The sequence below is a fragment of the Bradyrhizobium sp. LTSP885 genome (assembly GCF_000938305.1).
Lineage (GTDB): Bacteria > Pseudomonadota > Alphaproteobacteria > Rhizobiales > Xanthobacteraceae > Bradyrhizobium.
In genome coordinates this window covers 1-21,131 of record NZ_JYMT01000030.1, presented here as the reverse complement: position 1 = coordinate 21,131, position 21,131 = coordinate 1, and the positions used below count along the sequence as shown (strand labels likewise).

Genomic DNA, 21,131 nt, shown 5'->3' with positions numbered 1-21,131 from the left:
TGTCATTCGGCCTGCAATATTGACCCCCTAAGCCGGGGGATCGGCGTCCAAAATTGACCCCCTACAGGTTGGTCTGTTGCGCTGCCTGCTTTGTAATGAAGCAGGTGGTCGGGGATGCTGGTCGTGGAGACAATTGCCCGGATACGGCGCGAACACTTCATCAAGGGCAAGACGATCAAGGAGATCGCCCGGGACCTGAAGGTGTCGCGGAACACGGTCCGGAAGGTGCTGAGGTCGGGAGAGACCTCATTCGAGTACGAGCGTGTTGTCCAACCGCGGCCGAAGCTGGGACGATGGGCAGCGGAGCTCGACGGATTGCTTGCGGGGAACGCAGCTAAGGCTGCTCGCGAACAGTTGACGTTGATCCGGATCTTCGAAGAGCTGCGCGGGCGCGGCTATGATGGCGGTTACGATACCGTTCGGCGTTACGCCAGGCGGTGGAGCCAAGAGCGTGGGCAATCGACGGCTGCAGCCTATGTCCCGCTGAGCTTTGCGCCTGGGGAAGCCTATCAGTTCGACTGGAGCCACGAGGTCGTCCTGCTCAATGGCGTAACGGTGATCGTGAAGGCCGCCCATGTCCGGCTCTGTCACAGCCGGATGCTGTTTGTGCGGTGCTATCCGCGCGAGACACAGGAGATGGTGTTCGACGCCCACGACCGGGCATTTGCTCTGTTCAAGGGCACCTGCGGACGCGGCATCTACGACAACATGAAGACGGCGGTGGAGACCATCTTCGTCGGCAAAGGGCGTCTCTACAATCGCCGCTTCATGCAGATGTGCAGCCACTACCTGGTCGATCCGGTTGCCTGCACGCCAGCGTCGGGCTGGGAGAAGGGTCAGGTCGAGAACCAGGTCGGACTTGTCCGGGAGCGCTTCTTCACGCCACGGCTGCGGTTCAAAACCCTCAACGAGTTGAACGCGTGGCTGTTGGACAAGTGCATCGCCTACGCCAAAGCGCACCGGCATCCGGAACTGATCGAACAGACGGTCTGGGAGGTGTTCGAAGCTGAGCGACCGAAGCTCGTTCCCTATGCCGGCCGGTTCGACGGATTCCACGCGGTGCCGGCGTCGGTCTCGAAGACCTGTCTGGTGCGTTTCGACAACAACAAATACTCGGTCACGGCCAGCGCTGTCGGGCGGCCTGTCGAGGTTCACGCCTACGCCGACCGCATTGTGATCCGCCAGGACGGGCGCATCGTTGCCGAGCATGCTCGCTCGTTCGGCCGCGGCGATACCGTCTACGATCCCTGGCATTACGTGCCGGTGCTGGCTCGCAAACCCGGTGCCTTGCGCAACGGCGCTCCCTTCAAGGACTGGGTACTGCCGGCCGCGATCGAACGTGTACGGCGCAAGCTCGCCAGCGCCGACGATGGCAATCGGCAGATGGTCGACATCCTCAACGCAGTTCTGACCGACGGCTTGCCGGCCGTCGAAGCCGCCTGCGCCGAGGCGATCACTCACGGCGTTCATTCCGCCGATGTCGTGCTCAACATCCTGGCCCGCCAGCGTGATCCTGCGCCACCGGCCAACATCCTCACCCCGGCTGCGCTGACATTGCGCCATGCCCCGATCGCCGACTGTGCCCGTTACGACAACCTCAGGAGAACCATCTGATGGAACGTACTCAACTGTTCGACCTCATGAGCGAGCTCAAGCTCTACGGCATGAAGGCCGCCTTCGATGAGATCATGGCGACCGCTGTCAAACGCCAGCACGAACCTCAACGCATTGTCGGCGACCTGCTCAACGCCGAGATCAACGAGAAGCAGGCGCGCTCGATCAAGTACCAGCTCACCATCGCCAAACTGCCGCTGGCCAAGGACCTTGAGGACTTCCAGTTCGAGGGCACTCCTATCAACCAGACGCTGGTCAATGATCTCGCCGGCGGCGGCTTCATCGCCCAGCAACGTAACGCCGTCCTGGTCGGCGGTACCGGCACCGGCAAAACACATATGGCCATCGCCATCGCCAGAAGCTGCATCCGATCTGGTGCCCGCGGCCGCTTCTACAACGTAGTCGACCTCGTCAATCGCCTGGAGATCGAGACCCGCAATGGACGGCAGGGTCGCATCGCCGAGCATCTGACCCGGATGGACTTCATTGTCCTCGACGAACTCGGCTACCTTCCGTTTGCTCAATCCGGCGGCCAGCTACTGTTCCATCTCGTCAGCCGGCTCTACGAGCGCACGTCGATCGTCGTCACCACCAACCTATCCTTCGGGGAATGGCCCAGCGTATTTGGCGACGCAAAGATGACCACCGCGCTGCTCGATCGTCTGACTCACCATTGCGATATCGTCGAGACCGGCAACGACAGTTGGCGCTTCAAGAGCCGCGACGACGATCACGCAACCCGCGCTCGCACCGTCTCCGCAACCCCGACCAGCTCCGACGGCGCGAGCGCTACCGCCAAAACCCGTCGCCCAAAGGGGTCAAAATTGGACGCCGATGCGGGGTCAAATTTGAACGCCGATTGACAGCCATAGAGCCGCGCCATCTTGGTCGAGGCCCCGGTCTCGTCGATGAACACCAACTGGTGGATGTCGATCTCAGGCTGAGATGCCTTCCACGTCGCGCGTTCAGCGGCAACGTCCGGCCGATCCTGCTCGCTGGCGTGCGATGTTTTTTTTGAACGTAATGTTGCGGCGATCGAAGAACCGCCAGACCACGCTCGGAACGAAACGTTTGCCGTGGACTTTGAAGAGATGGTCGGCGATCTCGGCCAGCGTCACGTCAGGCGTAACCTCGACCAGGGAGAGGATATCTGCGGCATGCCCTTCGATCCGAGCTGAACGCCGGTCGCCACCCTGCGCTCCCGCCTCACAGGCGCCGGTACTTCGCCACTCGCTGACCAGTTCGATTGCCGTCGACGGCGCCATGCCAAACCGGCCGGCGGCACCACGACAGCTCATGCCCTCATCTTCCACGGCTCGAACAATGCGAAGGCGAAGGTCCGGCGAGAGGGGTTTAGCCATCAGGACTGGCCTCCATCACCAGCCCTCATGGTGAATCACGATTTGCCCCGAAAGGGAATCCCTTCCGATTCCGCCAGGTCGAAAAATGCTCTAGCCCCTGGAATTCTCAAAAGTCTCCGGGTAACTCCTAGAAAATTCCCATTTCTTGGAGACTGGCATCAGAGACCGGAGAATAAATCCACTGCGTGATGGGGTGGCAGTCAAAAGGGCTTCGTTGGTGGAGGAATTTCTCAATCAGACGGCTCGCCGCTGGGGCTTCCGGCGTCCATTGCGAGGCTCGTTCGCGCCAAGACCGCGGATGTTCGAGGTTGCTGCAATCAGAGGAAGCGGCCGGGTGGCTGAGACGGCTTAGGCGCCTTGTCGCATTTGGCCAGATAGCTGTGGCGTGGAAATCGGACAGATCCATGCACGCCGAACTATTTCAGAACTTGTTTATGGGCGACCCAAACGGGAACGGTCGCCGCTACGGGCCGATCGTTACTGCCATTTTGCCACACACTTTCAAATTGAGTTGCGTTTTCTGAGCGCTCGCATAACGTGCCGATGGGTGCAATTCAATCGGAACATGCGCGCTCAATTATCGTTTTCGGGGGCAAGAATCGTGTTTTGGGCCGTAACCTTAGCATTGATCACAATTTGGTCCGTCGCTATCGTAAAGGTGGCCTATCGGCGCGGTTTCGCAGACGGTCATCAACGCGGGATAGACGCCTCCAACTATCTGTTTGGGTTGCCCAAGCATTGATTTGGGTGTGGCGGAAAGGTTAGCGCTAAGCGCGCCCCACTCCAAAAGTTGACAACCCGCAATAATGAAGTACGTGTGCACCTACAGCTCCCAGCTCAGAAGGACGCTGAACGCAGCTGGACGGTGGCTTCATTTTTGACGCGTCTGCCACCAGTTGGCTGCGAACTAGACTTCTTCGATGAAGGCGCTTAGCTTGAGGCGTCTTTTAGATTATTCAATACAATTGAACGCGTTGCCCGCTCATCGAATGGGCTGAGCGCTTTTTGGTCCGTCGGCTACCCATGTCAGTCAATGCCCGTGGCGGTATAAGCCCTCAAGGGGGTCGAGGCCTTACCTTAGCACTTGCGACTATGGCTGTCCTGATGATGGTCTTCTATGCCGTCATTTTTCCCTTCTATGAAGGGCGCGCCATCGTACTTTTCTTGTTTGTGGCCAGTGGCATCCTTCTTCTCTGCCTAGCCGTCCTCCTACATCCCTCTTGCTTCCTAATCATGGTTTCATCTTTCCTCACGCTTGGCTTTCTATTCAAAGCCGTTGCGAACCTTTGTCTCGGCGTAGGACTGATTGAACCGGTGGGCGATTTCACCGGGTCGGCAGCCCAATGGGACATGGCGCTAGAATTTGCTGCGGCTGGTCAGTTCGGAGGCGTCGCATCAATCATTCTGGCGTCATTCATTCCATCTAGCGGTCGCATCATAACCAGAGATGCAAGCGATCAGCGAGTATTGGGAAATATCCTGTTTGGCGCGTTGGCCCTACTCATGATCGTTGCGACTTGCATCTACGCTTTGAATTATCGGTACAACATTCTGCGAATAGGCTACCCGCTTGGAATTGACATTCATCCACGCGTCTACGCCGTTCTAGCCTTTATTCTCACATGGGGCGCACTTCTCGGCGGCCTAGCGCTTACGCAATGGCTGATAGAGCTTGGACGCCTCCGCTACGCATCTTTGATTCTTGTCGCGACCTTCCTAGGCTTTCTTTCGTCTCTCACGATGGGGAGCCGAGTCCAGTTCCTTCTCTATATACTGTCATCCGTCTGCATAGTGCTTTGGCGTTGGAGGAATGTTCATCGGTGGATGGAGATCGTTTACGCACTCTGCATTGCTAGTGCCCTTTTCGTCGTGTCAATTGCAGTCGTTAGCATCGAGCGCAACTATGCCTTTCAGGGCAATCACTCGATCGTTGTACGGGCCCCTTCGCCGAACACCGGTCCGCCACCGCTGGTAGGTGGAGCAGATGCTCCCGAGCAGTCTGATCGACTGGCGCTCCGGCTTCCTACGACAAGCTCGCCGCTTCCCGCGGGCGAAGCCGCCCGAGCCTCCCCGACGTTCAAATCGCAACAGCCTGCCGCTCCCCTTGGTGATACGGAAAGTCTCGCTACGAAGTTCACTGTGGTAACCAGCAAGAGCCGTCTCAGTGGTCTTCTCCAAGAATTGCGTAACCTTGTCCTGATGCGGTGGATCGGCTTGGAGGGCGTTTTGACGGCGGAGGGGGCCGAACGCGAACTTGGTAGCGACCTTCTCCTGCGAGGGTTGACCGAAGACCCCGCGGCTGGGAAGAACGGCATCTATCAGAAGATGGCGGGCGACCCATATGGCAAAGTCGAGGTCTTCACCTTCCTGACTCTTCCGGGCGTCATTGGTGTTGCCAGCTATTCTGGCAGCATTCCACTAATCTTCGGCTTTGTGTTTGGTACGATGCTCGCGGGACATTTATTGGAATGGTTTGCGTGCAGCCTGACCCGGAGTGTGGCGGTTGGAGCAGTTTCGGGAGTTTCGCTTGCCTATCTTACAGTGCAGATGGGCTTCCCTTGGACGCTCTTTATCTATGCGTTAGAGCTATGCCTTGCCTGCGCCGCGCTCGGTGGATTTTGGTTCGCAAGCCGCCGGCTGGCGACGTTAAGAATTTGATCCGCGATACTTCCTCTATTGTCGCGGGTCATCGAGTTCAGTCCCGCGCTCTGAACGCGCCGCGAATGATTGTGATAGCATGACTAAGGGTCTTCCGGGAAAAAGCGGCTTGGGGATAGGAAAAAGACTCCACAAGGCGCCGGATGGCGATTCCAGCACGGCCCGACCGGCCATGGATTGCCGCCGACAAAAGGTCTGCGTTAGCCCGCGCCTGGCGCTCCCATCGTCGAATTTCCGCGGGAAGATCTCGGCGCGCGAACAGGCGCTCAATCACCGCTAACGGCTCCTCCCCACGCTCAAACGCGACTGCGCGATAGGTTGTCGACTGGGCGTGCATGCGAAACTCGGCGAGCACCTCCGAGATATGGTAGAAATCACCTACAAGCGCCATGCGAAGTAAGAAGTCGAGATCGGGAATTTGCCGTAGATCCGTGCGCCACGGCCCTGCTTGCTCGTAAGCGGCACGCCGAAAGAGTGCACCAGGGCCTGGCAGGCAGTGAAGTTCGCCGTATAGCGCGCGGTGCGAAAAGTCCGGCGCTTTGACAGTGAAAAGTAACCGCGAACGTTCGTTGATAACATCGAAGTTCGGATAGACCAGAACTACGTCAGGCCGCGCATTAAGTTCCTCAACACAGCGTCGCACGGCGGTCGGCCTTAAACGATCGTCCGCGCTTAAGTACCCGATCAGGCTGCCATCGGTCATATTCCACCCCACCGCCATCGCCGCGCTCTGGCCAGCATTGGCTTGACGGTGCACCCTAATACGACCCGCGTAACGTGCGAGTATCGCGCCCGTCTCGTCGGTCGAGCCGTCGTTGACCGCCACGATCTCAAGATCAGGATAGTCTTGGGCAAGAAGACTATCGATCGTTTCGGCGATATAATCGGCGGCGTTGAAAGCCGGCACGACGATTGAGACTTTCGGCGACATGCTAATTCGCGTCCCTCGCGGCCGGGCCGCCGTCTCCCGTGAGCGATGGCGGCGGTGTCGTCCCGCCCGCGAAGGCCCCTCTAATGAGGCATTGGAGATGACCTACAAGCTGGGCAGCGATAGCGGGCCAAGCATAGTTCCGCTCAACATGAAGGCGCAGCCTTCTGCCGGCTTCCGGAAGAAGTGATCGTCGGCTCAGCATGACCTCCAGGCCGTCGCGGAGCCCCTCGATCGTTGCCGGGACCACGTGTCCCCCGCCAAGTGCCTCGATCTCATCAAAGCCGCAGCGGTCCGTGAGAAGCACCGGCGTTCCAGCCGCGCCCGCTTCCACCGCAACGAGCGACATAGCTTCCGCCCGGGACGGCACAACAAGAAATAGCGCGCTCCGGTACGCGGCTGTCCGATCGGCCTCCGTCAGATGGCCCATGAAGAGGACTCGCCCCTCAAGGCCTCGTCTAGTGACCTCCCGCCGGAGTTCCGCGCCCATGCCAAAGTCGGGTCCGACCATTACCAGAACAATGTCTGACTGAACCGGCGCGATGGCGGCGAAGGCCGCCAAGACAAGATCTGGCCCCTTTACCTCGGCGAGACGGCCAACAAACAGGATATATGGCTTTTCCGGCAGAGCGACGGTCGCGCCTATTGCCGACGGAGAAGGCTCGACGCCGTTTGGAACGACCACGATGCGATCAGGTGGCACGCCGATGCGCTGGATGATCTGCATCCGCTCCAAGGCCGTAATAGCCACGAATAGGCCGGCGTTGCGCAGCATCCGCTTCCCAAGAAGCAAATGAAATGCGTGCGCGATAGGCCGCGGTCGTTCCAGACCAACAAACTCGCCCGCTGCGCTGAATGCATAGGGCTTGCGGAATAGGGTCGCTATAAAGGCCGTCGCCACTGACAAGAGGTTCCAGTAGCCGAGGATGTGAATCGCGTCCACGGAGCGCACTGCTTCGGCCAGCCTCCCTGGGCGGACGAGCGGCACGTTGAAGCGCAACTTGATCGTCTGCGTCACGTATACTGGCATCCCCGCGCCGCGGAGTTCATCGGCAAGATCGCCATCCTCCATTGTTGCGAGCACGCAACTATGTCCCTGAGCCGCTAGGTGGCGTGCAAGCCGGCGCGTCCGTTCTGCCGTGCCGCCTCCGGTTCTCGAACTTAGGGAAACCGTGGTGAGGAGGAGTTTCATATACGGTGCCCTTCCGAGTCGACGGCTAGCATCCGCGCATAGGCCCGAAGTGCTTCGCCGAAACCGTCTGGTGTCAAGCCCAAGCCTCTGATCTTTTGGGCCGAGAAGCGCCGGTTGACGGCTTGGCTCGGCAGGCCCCGCAAGCGAAGCGCCAGCCTGAGCGCAGCGGGTGGCAGAGCCGGCACATTGCACAGCGAATGGCGGCCGAAACGTTCAGCAAGCGTATCTTGGAGAAACGCGAAGTTGTTGTCGGGATCGTCGTCTTGCGTCAACAATACCACCGTGGGCACATCAACACGCACTTTGAGAGCAAAGTGTGCAAGCGCGCGCGCAACGAGCCCGACGCTGACGAGATGCATGCGCCGCTTACCGTAGAGCGCACGCCGCAGGGCGAGCCTTGGAAAAGACGCGTGCGCCATTTCCCGCGCAAAACTTGTGACGTTACGTCCGCCCCTGCCGAATACAGCTCCAAGCCGCAAAATCGCCGCTTCGGGAAAGCTGTCCGCAATAATACGCTCGGCCTCACAATGCTCCTTCTCGTAAGGCGACAGTGGTCTGACCGGAGTTTCCTCGTCGATTAAACTCTCAGCAGAGCCGGCGTAAACATCAATACTACTCGCATGAACACAGCGCCGCAGGCCCAGCTCCCCGAAGGTCGGGCTTAGTCGCTGCAACAGGTCCACGTACCAGCCCTGACCGTCGGGGCGCAGAAGGTTGATAAGTACATTGGCGCCCACCATCGCGGTCCGTACATCGGCGGGATCGTCAAGATCGACCCGCCGCACCGTGATGCCAGAACTCGACAGCCATTCGGGATGCGAGCGATGTACGAGATAATGCGGACGTCGCTGGCTGGTAGGCCATGTCTCGGCGAGAACGCGCCCCACGAAGCCAGTGCCGCCGAGGACGACCACCTCAGGAGCGACTCGGGAGGAAGGTACATCCATGGTCATCTGAGCCTCCTCCGGAAGAGGCGACACGCCGGTGCACTGGATTTCTTCCACTCGGCGAAACCAGGCCGCCATTGGCCTGGAAGTGAGGGGTCTAGGCCGAACCGGGCCCGCACCCGCAAGACAAAACAGGCAACCTGCAGCACATTTCCGAAAGCGGCAGCAGAGGCTAGTCCAAACATCCCGCCAAAATGATAGCCGAGGAGGCAAAGAAGAACTGTTACCACGCTGGTGGCGACCGCAATCATGAAAGCGCGCTTCTGATCACCCCAGATCATCAACAACACGCCAGCCGCCCCGCCGCAGGCATGAAGTACATTGCCCAATCCGAGCAGGAGGGTCAGCCAGTAGGCGTCCTGGTAATTCGCATTCCAGAGCGCGATGAAACAGTAGCCTATGGCTACAAAGCCGGTATAGAGCACTGCAGCTGCGCCTCCGCCCCCAAATGCGACTCGGGCCAGAATGCCGCTGAGGGTCGTGGTGTCGTCTGTCGATCGAGCATGTACGGCAAGCGGTGCGGCCGCCGCATTCGCGATTGCGAGAGGCATCACTATTAGGGCAGAGAAGCGTAGCGCCAACCCGTACTGGGCGACCTCGTTCAAGCTGCCGAGGCTGCCGAGAATGACCATATCAAGGTTTGAGAGACCGAACAGGACAAGCGTCGTGAGAAGGTTCGGTAGTGTCTCACGCAGTACCGCGGTGGCGCTTACGGGTTTAAGCGCCGATCTCGGCCAGTCCGCCGTCCGCAGCCAGAAGAGAGTCAGTCCAAGTGTCACGGCGCCTGCTGACCCGAGGAGGACGGCAAGCAGCGCACCAACGAGCGTTGCCCGCTCGCCTATCGCTAGTATGAAGCCAGCATAGGCGGCGACGAGAACGCTCGCTAGCGCGGCCAAATTGGCGGCTGCTCGAACGGCGTGCACAGCCCGCAGGAGCTCAACGATAACCGCCGTCAAACTTGCCAAAGCCCCAATCGCCGCGATGATTGGTAGCGCGGCAACCCAGGTCATCCGATCAGCAGGGGAAAGAAACTCTGCGAACCATCGAGGTGCTACAATTAGAGCGATGACTACCAGTCCACCGAGGCCAGCCGAGAAACGCAGGATCGTTGCTGCCAGCGTTCGCGCTCGTCCTAAATCCTTCCGGGCCACCGCATCGGTCACTTGGCTCGGAATGGAGAAGGTGAATCCGAATTGGCAAAAGGTCGCGAGCCCGGCAATAATCAACTGCGACAGGAAGTACTGTCCCATGACTCGCTGACTCAGAACGAGTGGCAGAAGGAGGGAATTGACCAATCCCGAGACAAGGATGACGCCGCGGCTGAAAAGTGCTGCAGTGCCGGCGCTGCGGAAGGTCGGAACTACTGGCGGAGTCTCCTCTGCAGCCGTGATGGGAGCGGCGTCCGTCATCCTTGGCGCACACGTTGCTTGAGCACGGGCTCATCGGAGACGCTGGGGGCACGTTCGGCATTTCGTAGCTCGGTGCGGACCCAGTTGAACCGTCGTGCTAGATCGACCTCCGGCCCGTCCGTTATAGAACTTGCTGGCATCAGACTCTCCGCCCCTGGGCTTTCCAGAACGACATGCATGGAACTCGAATTTGGGACGTCACCCGACGGGACGTACCGGAGGTCTAAAGCCTTTCATCCCGGGGCGAAAGCGTTTTGCTGAGCGGATTCCAGAGAGGTGAACGGCTTCGACGCAGCCCATGTTCAGCACGATTACTTCGGGAGCGCGAGGAATAGCTCAGGGTTGTCAGTCGGTCTTCCTCCAGACACGCTGATTGACAAATTCTGTATAGCTTTGAACTATGCGCAATACTTTCTCTGATACATTGCAGGGCTCGTAATCCGCCGGCATCCGCAGGAGCCGGTCGCGGCCTCGCGGCTGCCTCTCAAGGATCGCAAGCGCGTCGAGAACGCGTTCGATATTGAGGCCTGTCATCATCACGGAAGCCTCTTCAACGCCTTCGGGGCGCTCATGGACATCCCGTAAGGTCAGTGCAGGAAAGTTAAGGATTGCGCTTTCCTCGGTGATCGTACCGCTGTCAGACAGAACTGCGCGCGCCTCGCACTGCAGCTTCACATAATCCAAGAACCCAAAGGGCTTCTCGAACCGAACGTTAACCGAGCAGGATACACCGAGCGCGTCCATCCGCTTGCGCGTGCGCGGGTGGGTAGAGACGATGACCGGCTCTTGGTACCGCGTGGCAAGAGCCTGCAGGATGTCGATTAGCTTGTGGAGCCGTTCGGGCGAGTCGACATTTTCTTCTCGATGCGCACTAACTATGAAATAGCGCCCGGGGGTAAGCTCGAGCCTATTCAACACATCGGACGCCTCGATTCCTTGGCTGTAGTGCGTCAGCACCTCGCGCATCGGGCTGCCAGTGACGATCACCTGATCGGGCGGAAAGCCTTCGCGCAAGAGATAGGCCCGTGCAATCTGACTATACGTGAGATTGATGTCCGCCGTTTGATCAACGATGCGGCGGTTGATCTCTTCCGGAACGCGAAAGTCGAAACATCGATTGCCCGCCTCCATGTGGAAGATCGGAATTTTCCGACGCTTGGCGGCGATCGCTGCGAGACAACTGTTGGTATCTCCAAGCACGAGCAGCGCATCCGGGCGATACTTTTCCATCGCCTCGTCGGCCGCAATGATGACCTTGCCGATTGTCGAGGCGGCAGACTCACCCGCAGCGTTGAGAAATTCGTCAGGTGCCCGGATGCCAAGTTCAGTGAAGAAAATCTGGTTTAGTTCAAAGTCGTAGTTTTGTCCCGTATGGACCAGCACATGGGAAAAATGCTCATCAAACGTCGCAATGACACGGGACAGGCGGATGATCTCTGGCCGTGTCCCAACGACGGTCATCACCTTAAGCATCGACGGCTTCCCGAATGAGGTCGAGTCGCATCAAGACTCTCTTGATGTCTTCTACATCTAAGCGACGGGTGTTTTCGGAGGTATAGTCGTCCCGCTCAGAAACCTCATGCATACCGTCAGTAAAATACAAATCGTAGTTGAGGTCGCGCGAGTCGGCCGGAATGCGGAAGTAGGCGCCGAGGTCTTCCGCGCGCACCATCTCTTCCCTGGATACCAACGTCTCATAGCGCTTTTCGCCATGTCGCGTTCCAATAATCCGGATTGGATTCTCTGATCTCAAGAGCTCGCGGATAGCGAGGGCCAAGTCTCCAATCGTGGAGGCTGGTGCCTTCTGAACAAAAATATCACCCGACCTTGCATGCTCGAAGGCATACAGCACTAGATCAACCGACTCGTCGAGCGACATAAGAAAGCGCATCATCTTCGGATCGGTTACTGTCAGGGGACGGCCCTGCCGGATCTGCTCCAAGAACAGTGGGATGACGGAGCCGCGTGATGCCATGACGTTGCCATAGCGCGTGGCGCATACGACCGTCTTGCTGCTCTCGGTTAGGCGCGACTTGGCGATCATCACCTTTTCCATCATGGCCTTAGAGAGGCCCATGGCGTTAACGGGATAGACGGCTTTGTCCGTGCTTAAGACCACACATCGCAGCACGGAGTGCTCGATCGCCGCTCGCAGTACGTTCTCCGTGCCGAGGACGTTTGTCTTAATTGCCTCCATCGGATAGAATTCGCAGGAAGGAACTTGCTTCAGTGCCGCTGCGTGGAAAATGTAGTCAGCTCCACGAACAGCATCGCTTACTGCGGCGGCGTCGCGAACGTCACCGATATAGAATTTTAGCCGCTTGTCCTTCGTGGACAGCCGCATATCTTCCTGCTTCTTCTCATCCCGGCTAAAGATACGGATTTCTGCAAAATCGGTGTTAGTGAAACGCTCGACAACCGCGTTACCGAAGGAGCCCGTTCCGCCCGTGACAAGTAGTGTTTTGCCAGAAAACATAATCGTTCCAGTCTTCAAGAACTTCTTGATTAGCCGAAATCGCGCATGTTGCGCACGAGAACTGGCCACTCCGGCGGTCGATAGCCGGTCCGTTGGCGGAACCGGCTAGAATCGAGAGAGCGGTCAATGATGAGCGTTTCGTCCGGAACGATTTCAATCGTTCGACCATAGCTATCGGCGACGATTCTAAGAAGCTCGTACTTGCTGATAGGCGCCGCCGATACATGATAAAGTCCGCGAAGCGAATGATCGGTGAGGACGAAATCGCGGATGACACGCATAAGTTCGGCAGTCGGAAGTCCTGAGAAGATCGCTTTGGTGAAGCCCTTGATGCTACCCGACTGCGACATGAACCAGCCGATCAAGCCGTGAGCGCTATTTAGTTCATGCCCGATGATCGAAGTTCGTAACGTTACCGCGTTCTCGCAATCGACCTCACCGAGAAGCTTACTACGACCGTAGAGATCGACCGCGTTTGGCTGGTCCTGCTCCGAATAATTGCCTTTGGCGCCGTCAAAAACACAATCGGTGCTGATATGGACGAGGCGGGCGTCGGCTAGACGACAAAGCCGTGCCAACCGATGTGGCAGAACCGCGTTGACGGGAAGCGTAGCGAGCGGATCCTTCGCTTCCGACAACTGCTTGACAAGACCAACACAGTTTATCACCACGTCCGGCTTAACGTCGGCCAAAACCGTGCTAAGCGCGTCGACATTCTCGACATCAACATCGCTAATGAGATTCGCCCGCATCGCCTCTGGGAACGAGCCATGCAGTCCTTTCGCACGCGTCGAGCCGAAGGCGCGGTAACCGGGGCTCTGAGCAAAGCCTCGAAACATTGCATTCCCAAGCATGCCCGTCGCGCCGAGCACAAGTACCGTTGTGGGCAAATTCTCCGTCATCGTGTTCCGTCTTAGCTTTACCGGCCAATCGCCTTGTGAAAATGCTGCACTAGGTCTTGAGCCAGGGGAGTTGGAGAGAGATGCTTGTCGAAATAAGCTCTACCCGATGCACCCATGGCACCGCGCTGCTCGGCAGGAAGGTTCCGCATTTCGACTATAGCAGAGGCCAGCGCCGCGGCGTCTTCGGCTGAAACGGCTATTCCAGCCTGCGCGTCGCGAATGAGAGCTGCCCCTTCTCCGTCGAGCGCTCCGATGATTGGTCGCCCGGCAGCGAGATAGGTGGGAATTTTGCTCGGGATGGTCAGGGCTAGATTGTCGGCCCGCCCCAGCGTTACGAGCAGCGCGGAAGCGTGAGCCAAGATCGCGGGCATCGCCTCGGCCGGGTACTGGCCGGCCAATTCGAGATTTCGAAGTGCCCGACGCGCGATCTCCTCGCGCAGCCAAGTCGCGCGGCTGCCCCCTCCCACAAGAATGATCCGGATCGACGGATCCACAATTGCCTCAGCACAAGCGACAATCGTATCAAGGGCCTGAGCCGCCCCAAGATTGCCAGCGAAGATTACATTGAAGCAGCCGGGATCAATGGCGATGGCGGACGAAGCGTCGGCGGCTTCCTCCACCAGTGCGATGTCGCCCGGATTGGGATGATAGGCGATTGGTACACCAGACCCTGCTAGCTCCCGGATCTTGTCCACGAATCCACGCGACTGAGCAAGCAAGAGGTCTGCCTGTCGGTAAATGAAGCCTGTTACGGCGGCCACGACAGCAAGTGCGGCCCTATTACGAACATATCCGGTCGATTCCAGGCTGTCTGGCCAAAGATCCTGTACCCATATGACAAGCGCCGCGTGCTTCAAGCGCTTCAGGAATGCTGCGGGTAGCCCTTGGAGGATAGGGGAGATCGCGTAAACGAAAATCACGTCGTATCGTTCGCCACGAGTAAGCCATGGCGCGAAGATGAGTGCGCTAAGGACGAACGAAAAATAGTTCGCCACTCGGCGTAAGGTGCCGCCCCTGCCTCGTGGCACCACCGGAACCCTATGGATCACGTAACCCAACGGATGCCGCTCCGACCCAACGCCGATGGCGCTGTAGCCCGCGAAAATTTCGCCTTTCGGATAGTTAGGTTGGCCGGTCAAAACCTCGACATTCACGCCACAAGAGCGAAGCGAGAGAACGACTTCGTTGATTCGCAAATTCTCCGGCCAGAAATGCTGACTAACAACTAGGACCCGGAGACCATTCGACTTCCCTAAAGCAGTCGACGTGCTGGCGAGTACGGCCTGTTCGCCGCCATCGGTTGCAACCGTCTTCAAAGCCCTCACGACCACCGGATCAATGCATGACTGGCGATCACAACTGCCCTCCCAAGAGCCATCAAATGAACCGCCGGCACGCACTATCGTCCCACGTATGCAAAGTGAAATGGAATCACCCCGTCGCGAACAACGCCCTGGTCTCTCCCAATTAGTTGTCATGTTCATTACTCGGCATGCCATAGGCACGCTCAAGTGCATGACTCCTACTTCACTTGAATTGAACATCCCTTGATCACAACTTACTCGTCGCAACCCTCCCGTGCAAGAACTTATCCATGGGCTCCCGATTCTGATCGAGCCCGGGGGCTGCTGTCCGACCTCACCCATCGACACATGGGGTCCGAAGGCCTTTTAGTGTAGAACTGGCTGTGCTTTACCTAAAGCGCAATCGGCCACTCATTGCTGTTCCGACCTCCAAGGGGACCATGACTTCGATCTTCAATCGTTGGCTATTGCTGGCGATCTATGTTTCGACCGGTTCAATATTGGTTTTTGCGCACGGATTTGCTGGCGCCGGATCTCTATTTACGGCGATCTTTATGGTCGGAACGACGTTAGCGCTATTTTTGTGTAGCCGATGGAGCAAAGTCACAATCGATCCTTGCGATGTTCTGTTTGGACTGTTCATCGGCTGCATCGTGGTGTCGTTTGCCGTTAACCAAGGTCGTAGCGATCATAAGCAAATTTTCCTCCTTATGCTTTCGTTGTGCGCCTATCCTTCCGCCCGGCTGTTCGCGGGAAGCAAAGGAATCGCGCCAAGCTTTTTGTTTTGCACCGCGGCAATTGCAATTGTCGGCGCGGCTTTAACCATCCCCGCTTTGCCGGAACAGTGGAACGATAGCTATGGTAGGCCGCATCCGGTGGTGTTCGGAGAGTTTGGAGCAGCAACAATTCAATTTACTTTGAGTCTGGGCTTTCTCGCCATTGCTTTGGTATGCGTCCAACTCACGCGCCGACAAGCTACTTGGGGGGCCGCTGTAGTCACGGCTTTGACGATTGTATTTGCAACATCCTTTGTAAGATTTTCGTTTGTCGCTATTGGAACCGCTCTCGCGTTCGCTTGGCTAACCAGCTCCCTTCGTGGCCGGAACTACGCGGCCACGATGATTGGCCTCATGATCGCTGGAGTCATTGTGGGAAATGTTGCCCGGGTTGAATTGCCTCCTAGATTTTCGGGCCACGTCCCGACCGTTGCGCCTGCTCCGGCGCTGGCCTTTATCCCGACCATAGCAGCAGTTGACATGCGGACCACAGCCGTAGCTGACGAAGTCGTCCGCATCCTCGTCAAAACGAACGAAGAAAACCGAAAACCGTGTCCCACTATAGATTTGCAAGATTCGATCGCTATCCGAAAGCAACTGTATTTGGATGCGTTTGGTATCCTACCCAATGCCGGGCTCTTTGGCATCGGCATGGATCATTTCCTCGGGCTGTCCTGCATAAAGGACAGTCAAGTTCACAACACAATCTTGCAGGTGGCAATTGAGCTAGGCTGGACCACAGCAATATTATTGGTGGCACTTCTGGTTCGTGCTGGCCGCTCTCTGTGGCTGCTCAGTCATTGCAGCCGTGAAGCAAGGTTCGCACTTTGTGGACTGGTATTCGCGGTTACGCTCGCGATGGGCCATGGTCGCATTAGCCAAGATTTCCTTATCTTCCTGTTCTTGGGCTATGCGGCTGGCATAAAAGCAATGCCCCAAATTTTAACAGGGGCGGCAGAAGAAGAGTTCGTCCGGTGTTCGAGCTAGAAGAAAGCCTAACAGCAAAAACTGCGATGACGAATAGATCGGATATTTTTTTGCTTCTTGCGATTGCGGGTTTCGGCTGCCTTGTCGGCAGCATTTTCATAGTGACCACAAATCAATCGTTCTTCTATCAGGCATTTACACCTGAAGCGGTGATGTGGGCGTGTCATCATGGTTTCGTCTACCCTATCGACAAACCCCAGGTATTGCTGGATTTCCTGTCAGGCCAGCTATCCGATTTTAGCTGTCAGGCCCTCAACTCTGTTTCGCAAACTCAGGAACCTGGCCTCTTCGCTCGCTTGCAACTGTACTTGACTGTGTCAGTGGCCATCGCATGGCGGTTACTGGGCGTTAGTTATGCGAATCTCTGGCCAGTGTATGCCGTGTTGCACGGAGCGTATGCGGCGGGATGTTTTGCTCTGCTGCGAGCCTTCTTTGGGCGTCGGGTGGCTGCGGCGGCCGCGCTCGCACTTAGTATATCTCCGGTAGTCATCGGAATGCTTTTCATGCTTCGGGACTACTCGAAGGCACCCTTTGTAATCTGGGCGATTGTCTTTCTGATTCTCGCGATTCGGACCGCTGCCTCGTGGGAAGCCATCGCGGCTAGTGGCATCGCTGGATGTATCCTCGGCGTAGGCACCGGCTTTCGCTCGGATGTATTAATCCTGCTGCCAGTCGGCTTTGTTTTCCTAGGTGTAGGAGTGAAGGCTGCCGCGCATGGTTGGCGAACACGCGTCTCGGCAGTAGCCATGTTTGGAGTTGGTTGTGTCGTTTTCGCCGCACCAATAGTTGGAGTGAGCTTCGGCGGCGGCTCTGGAATGCTAGCAATGCAAGGCGCCACGGATCCGTTCGTCCGCTTCCTTGGCATAGGTGAAGCTCCCTACGGTCTCGGCTGGCGGTATTCTGATGAATTAACAATGTCGACAATCGCGGCAGATTTGAGCCGAAACGATCCCAACTGGGGAGAGCGGGAAGGAGAACCGATTCGGGGTGTTTCGCAGTCGCTGAGCCGGTCGACCGATTACCTTTTTCGCTGGGCTCCGTTTTTTTCAGCGGATTTCGTCACCCATGCAATCAAATCTGTGTTGCTCATCGGTGGCTTTGAAGCGTTGATTACACCTCAATCTCTTGCACTTGATCCGGCTGGAAGCCGCCCGCTTTGGCTAGCACCTCCAATACCAGCGAGCCTACGGCTTCTATTGCAACTGGCAGGAGCTGCGGGTTTGCTCGTCTTGCTATTTCGGATTTTTGCAAAAAGTCCGCGACAGGCCGGCTGCATTGCCTTTCTTTTCTCTTTTCTGCTCGCGTATCCGGCGATTCAATTTTCAGTTCGCCATTTTTTTCATCTTGAAATCCTGTCTTGGCTCGGAATGCTGTCTCTAATCGTCGTGCCAACCGAATGGAAAGCTATCACTGGCGTAAAGTGGCGTTTCTCGATGTGGATTATTGGAATCGCACTGACCTGTTCCGCCGGTTATTGCGTGCTTCTTGCGTTGCAGGATCGAGTTCTTGCGCAACAGATTGCTCACCTGCTTGCCCTCAAACGCGAGCCAGTTGTAACGGAATCGGAACGTAGCGAAGGCGATAGAGTGGCTTGGAGATTGCAAATTCCTTCGCGCTACACTGACCTCGTCTCTGGCCCAATCGATAGCCTCAGCAGCCGCCTCCCGGAGGTCGGCATCGAGTGGGACGTCAGAGCCGCCGCCGACCGACTTCTGATTACCGTTGGAGGCCCTTCCTGCCCAGCCGGAGAGTTTGCAATTACCTTCACCTATCAGAAGCGACCTGAGGTGTTTCAGCCGCTCGATCACGCTTTCACGGTGACGGCCGATCCGACCCAGAAGACGATGTTAGTAGCACCAGCGTTCTATCGGTCCACTCAATACTTATCTGAGATATCTGTCCCAAGCAGCCGACGGAGCTGTGTTTTGCGGATTGAGCGCATTTGGGGAGACAGTCCGTTGCCATCCTCCTTCACTGCGGTGCTTGTCTCAGATTGGATACGACACCGACTCCATCAAACTCTTTGGAAATAAGGACGGACGGCTTTTTGACCGTCAGCGAAGTGATTCGCTCACTCGCCAAGGTCAAGCTTGTCTAAGGACCAAAGTACAGCCGTCCGCCGTAGGCCACAAACGTATTCTAATCCTGGCGTCTGAGCATATGAGGGGTCGCGATTGGGTCGCGCCGGGCCTATCGGCCAAGGCTGTCGAAATCTCCTTGCGCGGCATCCGATGAGTCTGGCCTGGCACTCTACACGTTGACGATGGCGCTATCGCTCTATGGATTGAACCAGAGCCACTGACTAAAGCTCGGATCAACGATCTCAAGATGGTGGAAGGCGTTTTGGGTATACCGGGCCGGTAGAAAGCCGGGCGTCTCTCGTAATAATAGCGGTCGCAGGATGGAGAATTGCACGATATTGCGTGATCAAATCATGTGGCGGATGGCCCAGCCACGCAATCCATCCAAGCGTGTATTGCAGCCGAGAGAGCTGGTTGTCATCTTTTGGTGTGACCAGTTGCGCGCTCGGCGCCGAGCGAAGTGAGAGTGGCACCACCAACAGACTAGGCTCCGCCGGCAACTTCGGCGGAGGGTAGTAGGTGGCGTCGACGGCGTCCGCGTCGAGGCGGTCATTAACCAGGTGAGCCGCGCAAGCGATGGTATCGGCGGCGTGTCGATCCGTCGCTTCTTGTCCGTGAGCTTGACGTAAGCGGTTCTGCTGGTGAGTCGAAGTATCAGGGGAATCTTGCAGTTCGCGACAATATCTCCCCATTTAAATCGGGAGGCGTTCTGCGATTGAAGGGGGACTATTTGCTATTTGTACAAGAATGCAGCAATGATTGGTGCTGCTGATGTCAGTAAGCGAATTGCCTTCTCAATAGTTTGTGACGGTTGAAATGTCTGCAGGCGGATCCATGCACCCGCAGAAGCAATGGCCAAAGTGGCTCGCCGCTGTCGCTGTCGTCTATGTTGCACTCGCCACCTGGCTCCACAGGTCCTATGTCAGTCCGCTTCCGCCGGGTAGGTTCGCCAGGGTGCTGGCACGTCCATTCGTAGTGAACGGTCAAGCAGCCGAAGCGCGTAGCACGTTAGGTGACTTCAATTTCCTTGAACGCATCAGCACTGATGCTGACGGGCCGGATGTCAAGGGAGCTCAACGGTCGAGGTTACAGCTCTATGAAGACGGCAAACTTCTCGGGCCAGGGCACTGCTCCTTTGCCGATATTCGCGACAATGGCCATGGCCGGTTTCTTCATTACCCGGGACTCGTTATTTTCTCATCGAGCGATGGTAGCAATCCGAACAGCAATGGCAGGGCATACTTCGTTGTCATCCCGGACTGAAGGGAGACCGCACCACGCCGCCGATGCCGGCTCCTGCCGGACCTTGTCCATCCAGCGCCGCAGCACCGAGTCGCGCAGATCGAGTTTCTTGGCCACAGACGTAATCGAGCGACGGCTCGACAACACACCAGTTCAACGGCCTGGCGCTTATAATCCTCCGTTACTGACCGACGTTGACGATCTTCCCTTCGATACCTCCTGGCTCAATAAGCATACTAAAGATCTCCACTCATGCGGAGTAGGTTCTGCGATATCGCCAGCTCTCCACTCCCTAGCGCGGCTCGCCCGCAGAGCCAGTCAGGTTTGTCGTACGGCTAACGAATGCTGGGACAACGCGCGCCCACAGCGATAATTGCACCAGCCGTTCGCAACTTATGCTAGGGAAGAGGAGGCCACCGAGGGGATCTCCGTGACACGCGTCCAGGCGATAAGTAGGGCAGGGTTCATGGTGCTAGTTGGCCTTCTCTCTGCTTGCGTGAAGTCGCACTCGACGTCGAGTTCGACGGCTCAATCGGGAGCGCCGTGGGTCCAGAACCTCAATGAGCTGCCCCCAAGCCGAGAATCCACGAGTGACGCGGCAGCACGGTTACAAGCAGATATAAATGCTGCGCGCGCGAAATCGCGCTAGCCGCCCTGTCGGGCAGACCGGCCGCTGCCACCAACCGGAACCTGTCTTACTTCTCCAGAACGGCGCACGAAAACGTACCTGCAAAACGTCGACGATACGCGTCGATCTTCCGACCGAGGTGGCACGGACAACGATCGTGCCGGCCTTACCGGATTTCATGGCGGCTCATCCAGAGTTGGAGCTGGAGGTGTCGAGTACGGATCGGCAGGTCGATCTGGTTCAAGAGGGGTTCGACTGTGTATTGCGGCTTGGATCCATAAGGGACGAGACGCTGATCGCCCGCCCGCTGGGCCGGTTGCGTATGGTCAACGCTGCCAGTCCCGCCTATCTAGCGCGCTATGGCGTCCCCCGATCGCTAGAAGATCTCCAGCGTCAGGAGCATCGGGCAATTCATTTTTCGACGATGCTGGCCGCAAGACCCTATGGATGGGAATATCCGGACGGCGACGGCTACGCGACGCTTCAGTTGCCAGGTGCGCTACACGTTAACAGTGCGCAGACCTACGAAGCCGCTGCCCTCGCCGGCCTTGGCCTGATTCAGGCGCCACTCTTGGGGATTGGCCGATACCTGGAGAGTGGAGCGCTTGTGGAGATCATACCCGATT

Annotated in this window: 15 protein-coding genes and 1 pseudogene; 7 read left to right on the top strand and 9 right to left on the bottom strand. The window is 57.5% G+C overall.

Annotated features, from left to right (window positions below):
* The first annotated feature begins 114 nt into the window (after positions 1–114).
* Together istA and istB are read left to right on the top strand one after the other, a co-directional pair.
* Positions 115–1,684: pseudogene (gene istA / locus UP09_RS18675) on the top strand (IS21 family transposase).
* A complete protein-coding gene (gene istB / locus UP09_RS18670; protein ID WP_044536175.1) occupies positions 1,614–2,477 on the top strand; it encodes an IS21-like element helper ATPase IstB in 864 nt (287 codons plus the stop codon). Before istA ends, istB begins: the two are co-directional and overlap by 71 nt.
* A gap of 102 nt (positions 2,478–2,579) precedes the next feature.
* Here istB and UP09_RS18665 read toward each other — a convergent pair whose 3' ends face one another.
* Positions 2,580–2,975 (bottom strand): helix-turn-helix domain-containing protein, encoded by a 396-nt coding sequence (locus tag UP09_RS18665; protein ID WP_044539732.1) that lies wholly within the window; start codon positions 2,973–2,975, stop codon positions 2,580–2,582.
* 1,104 nt (positions 2,976–4,079) lie between these two features.
* Here UP09_RS18665 and UP09_RS18660 point away from each other — a divergent pair.
* Complete coding sequence (locus UP09_RS18660) at positions 4,080–5,633, top strand: hypothetical protein (RefSeq protein ID WP_156164668.1); 1,554 nt, start codon at positions 4,080–4,082, stop codon at positions 5,631–5,633.
* A 37-nt stretch (positions 5,634–5,670) separates the two neighbouring features.
* Here the strand turns inward: UP09_RS18660 and UP09_RS18655 are convergent, their stop codons facing one another.
* From UP09_RS18655 to UP09_RS18620, 8 genes are all read right to left on the bottom strand, one after another.
* Entirely contained in the window at positions 5,671–6,564 is an 894-nt protein-coding gene (locus UP09_RS18655; RefSeq protein WP_044539730.1) for a glycosyltransferase, read from the bottom strand.
* A 1-nt stretch (position 6,565) separates the two neighbouring features.
* Complete coding sequence (locus UP09_RS18650; protein WP_082070190.1) at positions 6,566–7,753, bottom strand: glycosyltransferase family 4 protein; 1,188 nt, start codon at positions 7,751–7,753, stop codon at positions 6,566–6,568.
* Positions 7,750–8,706, bottom strand: coding sequence for an NAD-dependent epimerase/dehydratase family protein (locus UP09_RS18645; protein WP_197082697.1), 957 nt, complete (start codon positions 8,704–8,706; stop codon positions 7,750–7,752). Before UP09_RS18645 ends, UP09_RS18650 begins: the two co-directional genes overlap by 4 nt.
* Positions 8,703–9,950 carry a lipopolysaccharide biosynthesis protein gene (locus tag UP09_RS18640; protein ID WP_156164667.1) on the bottom strand — a complete coding sequence of 416 codons (1,248 nt, stop codon included), beginning with the start codon at positions 9,948–9,950 and terminating at the stop codon, positions 8,703–8,705. Before UP09_RS18640 ends, UP09_RS18645 begins: the two co-directional genes overlap by 4 nt.
* A gap of 504 nt (positions 9,951–10,454) precedes the next feature.
* Complete coding sequence (gene wecB, locus UP09_RS18635; RefSeq protein ID WP_044539727.1) at positions 10,455–11,582, bottom strand: non-hydrolyzing UDP-N-acetylglucosamine 2-epimerase; 1,128 nt, start codon at positions 11,580–11,582, stop codon at positions 10,455–10,457.
* The gene (locus UP09_RS18630; protein WP_044539726.1) at positions 11,575–12,585 is read right to left on the bottom strand and encodes a polysaccharide biosynthesis protein; all 1,011 of its coding nucleotides are present in this window, start codon (positions 12,583–12,585) and stop codon (positions 11,575–11,577) included. The genes wecB and UP09_RS18630 overlap by 8 nt, the downstream gene beginning before the upstream one ends.
* Positions 12,586–12,614: 29 nt before the next feature.
* The gene (locus tag UP09_RS18625; protein WP_044539725.1) at positions 12,615–13,487 is read right to left on the bottom strand and encodes a dTDP-4-dehydrorhamnose reductase family protein; all 873 of its coding nucleotides are present in this window, start codon (positions 13,485–13,487) and stop codon (positions 12,615–12,617) included.
* A 17-nt stretch (positions 13,488–13,504) separates the two neighbouring features.
* Positions 13,505–14,803, bottom strand: coding sequence for a glycosyltransferase family 4 protein (locus tag UP09_RS18620; protein WP_197082696.1), 1,299 nt, complete (start codon positions 14,801–14,803; stop codon positions 13,505–13,507).
* A 428-nt stretch (positions 14,804–15,231) separates the two neighbouring features.
* Here UP09_RS18620 and UP09_RS18615 point away from each other — a divergent pair, with 428 nt between their 5' ends.
* From UP09_RS18615 to UP09_RS18605, 4 genes are all read left to right on the top strand, one after another.
* Positions 15,232–16,554 carry a hypothetical protein gene (locus UP09_RS18615; RefSeq protein WP_044539724.1) on the top strand — a complete coding sequence of 441 codons (1,323 nt, stop codon included), beginning with the start codon at positions 15,232–15,234 and terminating at the stop codon, positions 16,552–16,554.
* A complete protein-coding gene (locus UP09_RS18610) occupies positions 16,542–18,587 on the top strand; it encodes a hypothetical protein (protein WP_156164666.1) in 2,046 nt (681 codons plus the stop codon). Before UP09_RS18615 ends, UP09_RS18610 begins: the two co-directional genes overlap by 13 nt.
* Before the next feature lie 882 nt (positions 18,588–19,469).
* Positions 19,470–19,898 carry a hypothetical protein gene (locus UP09_RS37690; protein ID WP_156164665.1) on the top strand — a complete coding sequence of 143 codons (429 nt, stop codon included), beginning with the start codon at positions 19,470–19,472 and terminating at the stop codon, positions 19,896–19,898.
* A 764-nt stretch (positions 19,899–20,662) separates the two neighbouring features.
* Positions 20,663–21,131: LysR substrate-binding domain-containing protein (locus UP09_RS18605; protein WP_245302052.1), on the top strand; the 469-nt coding region annotated here is incomplete at its 3' end.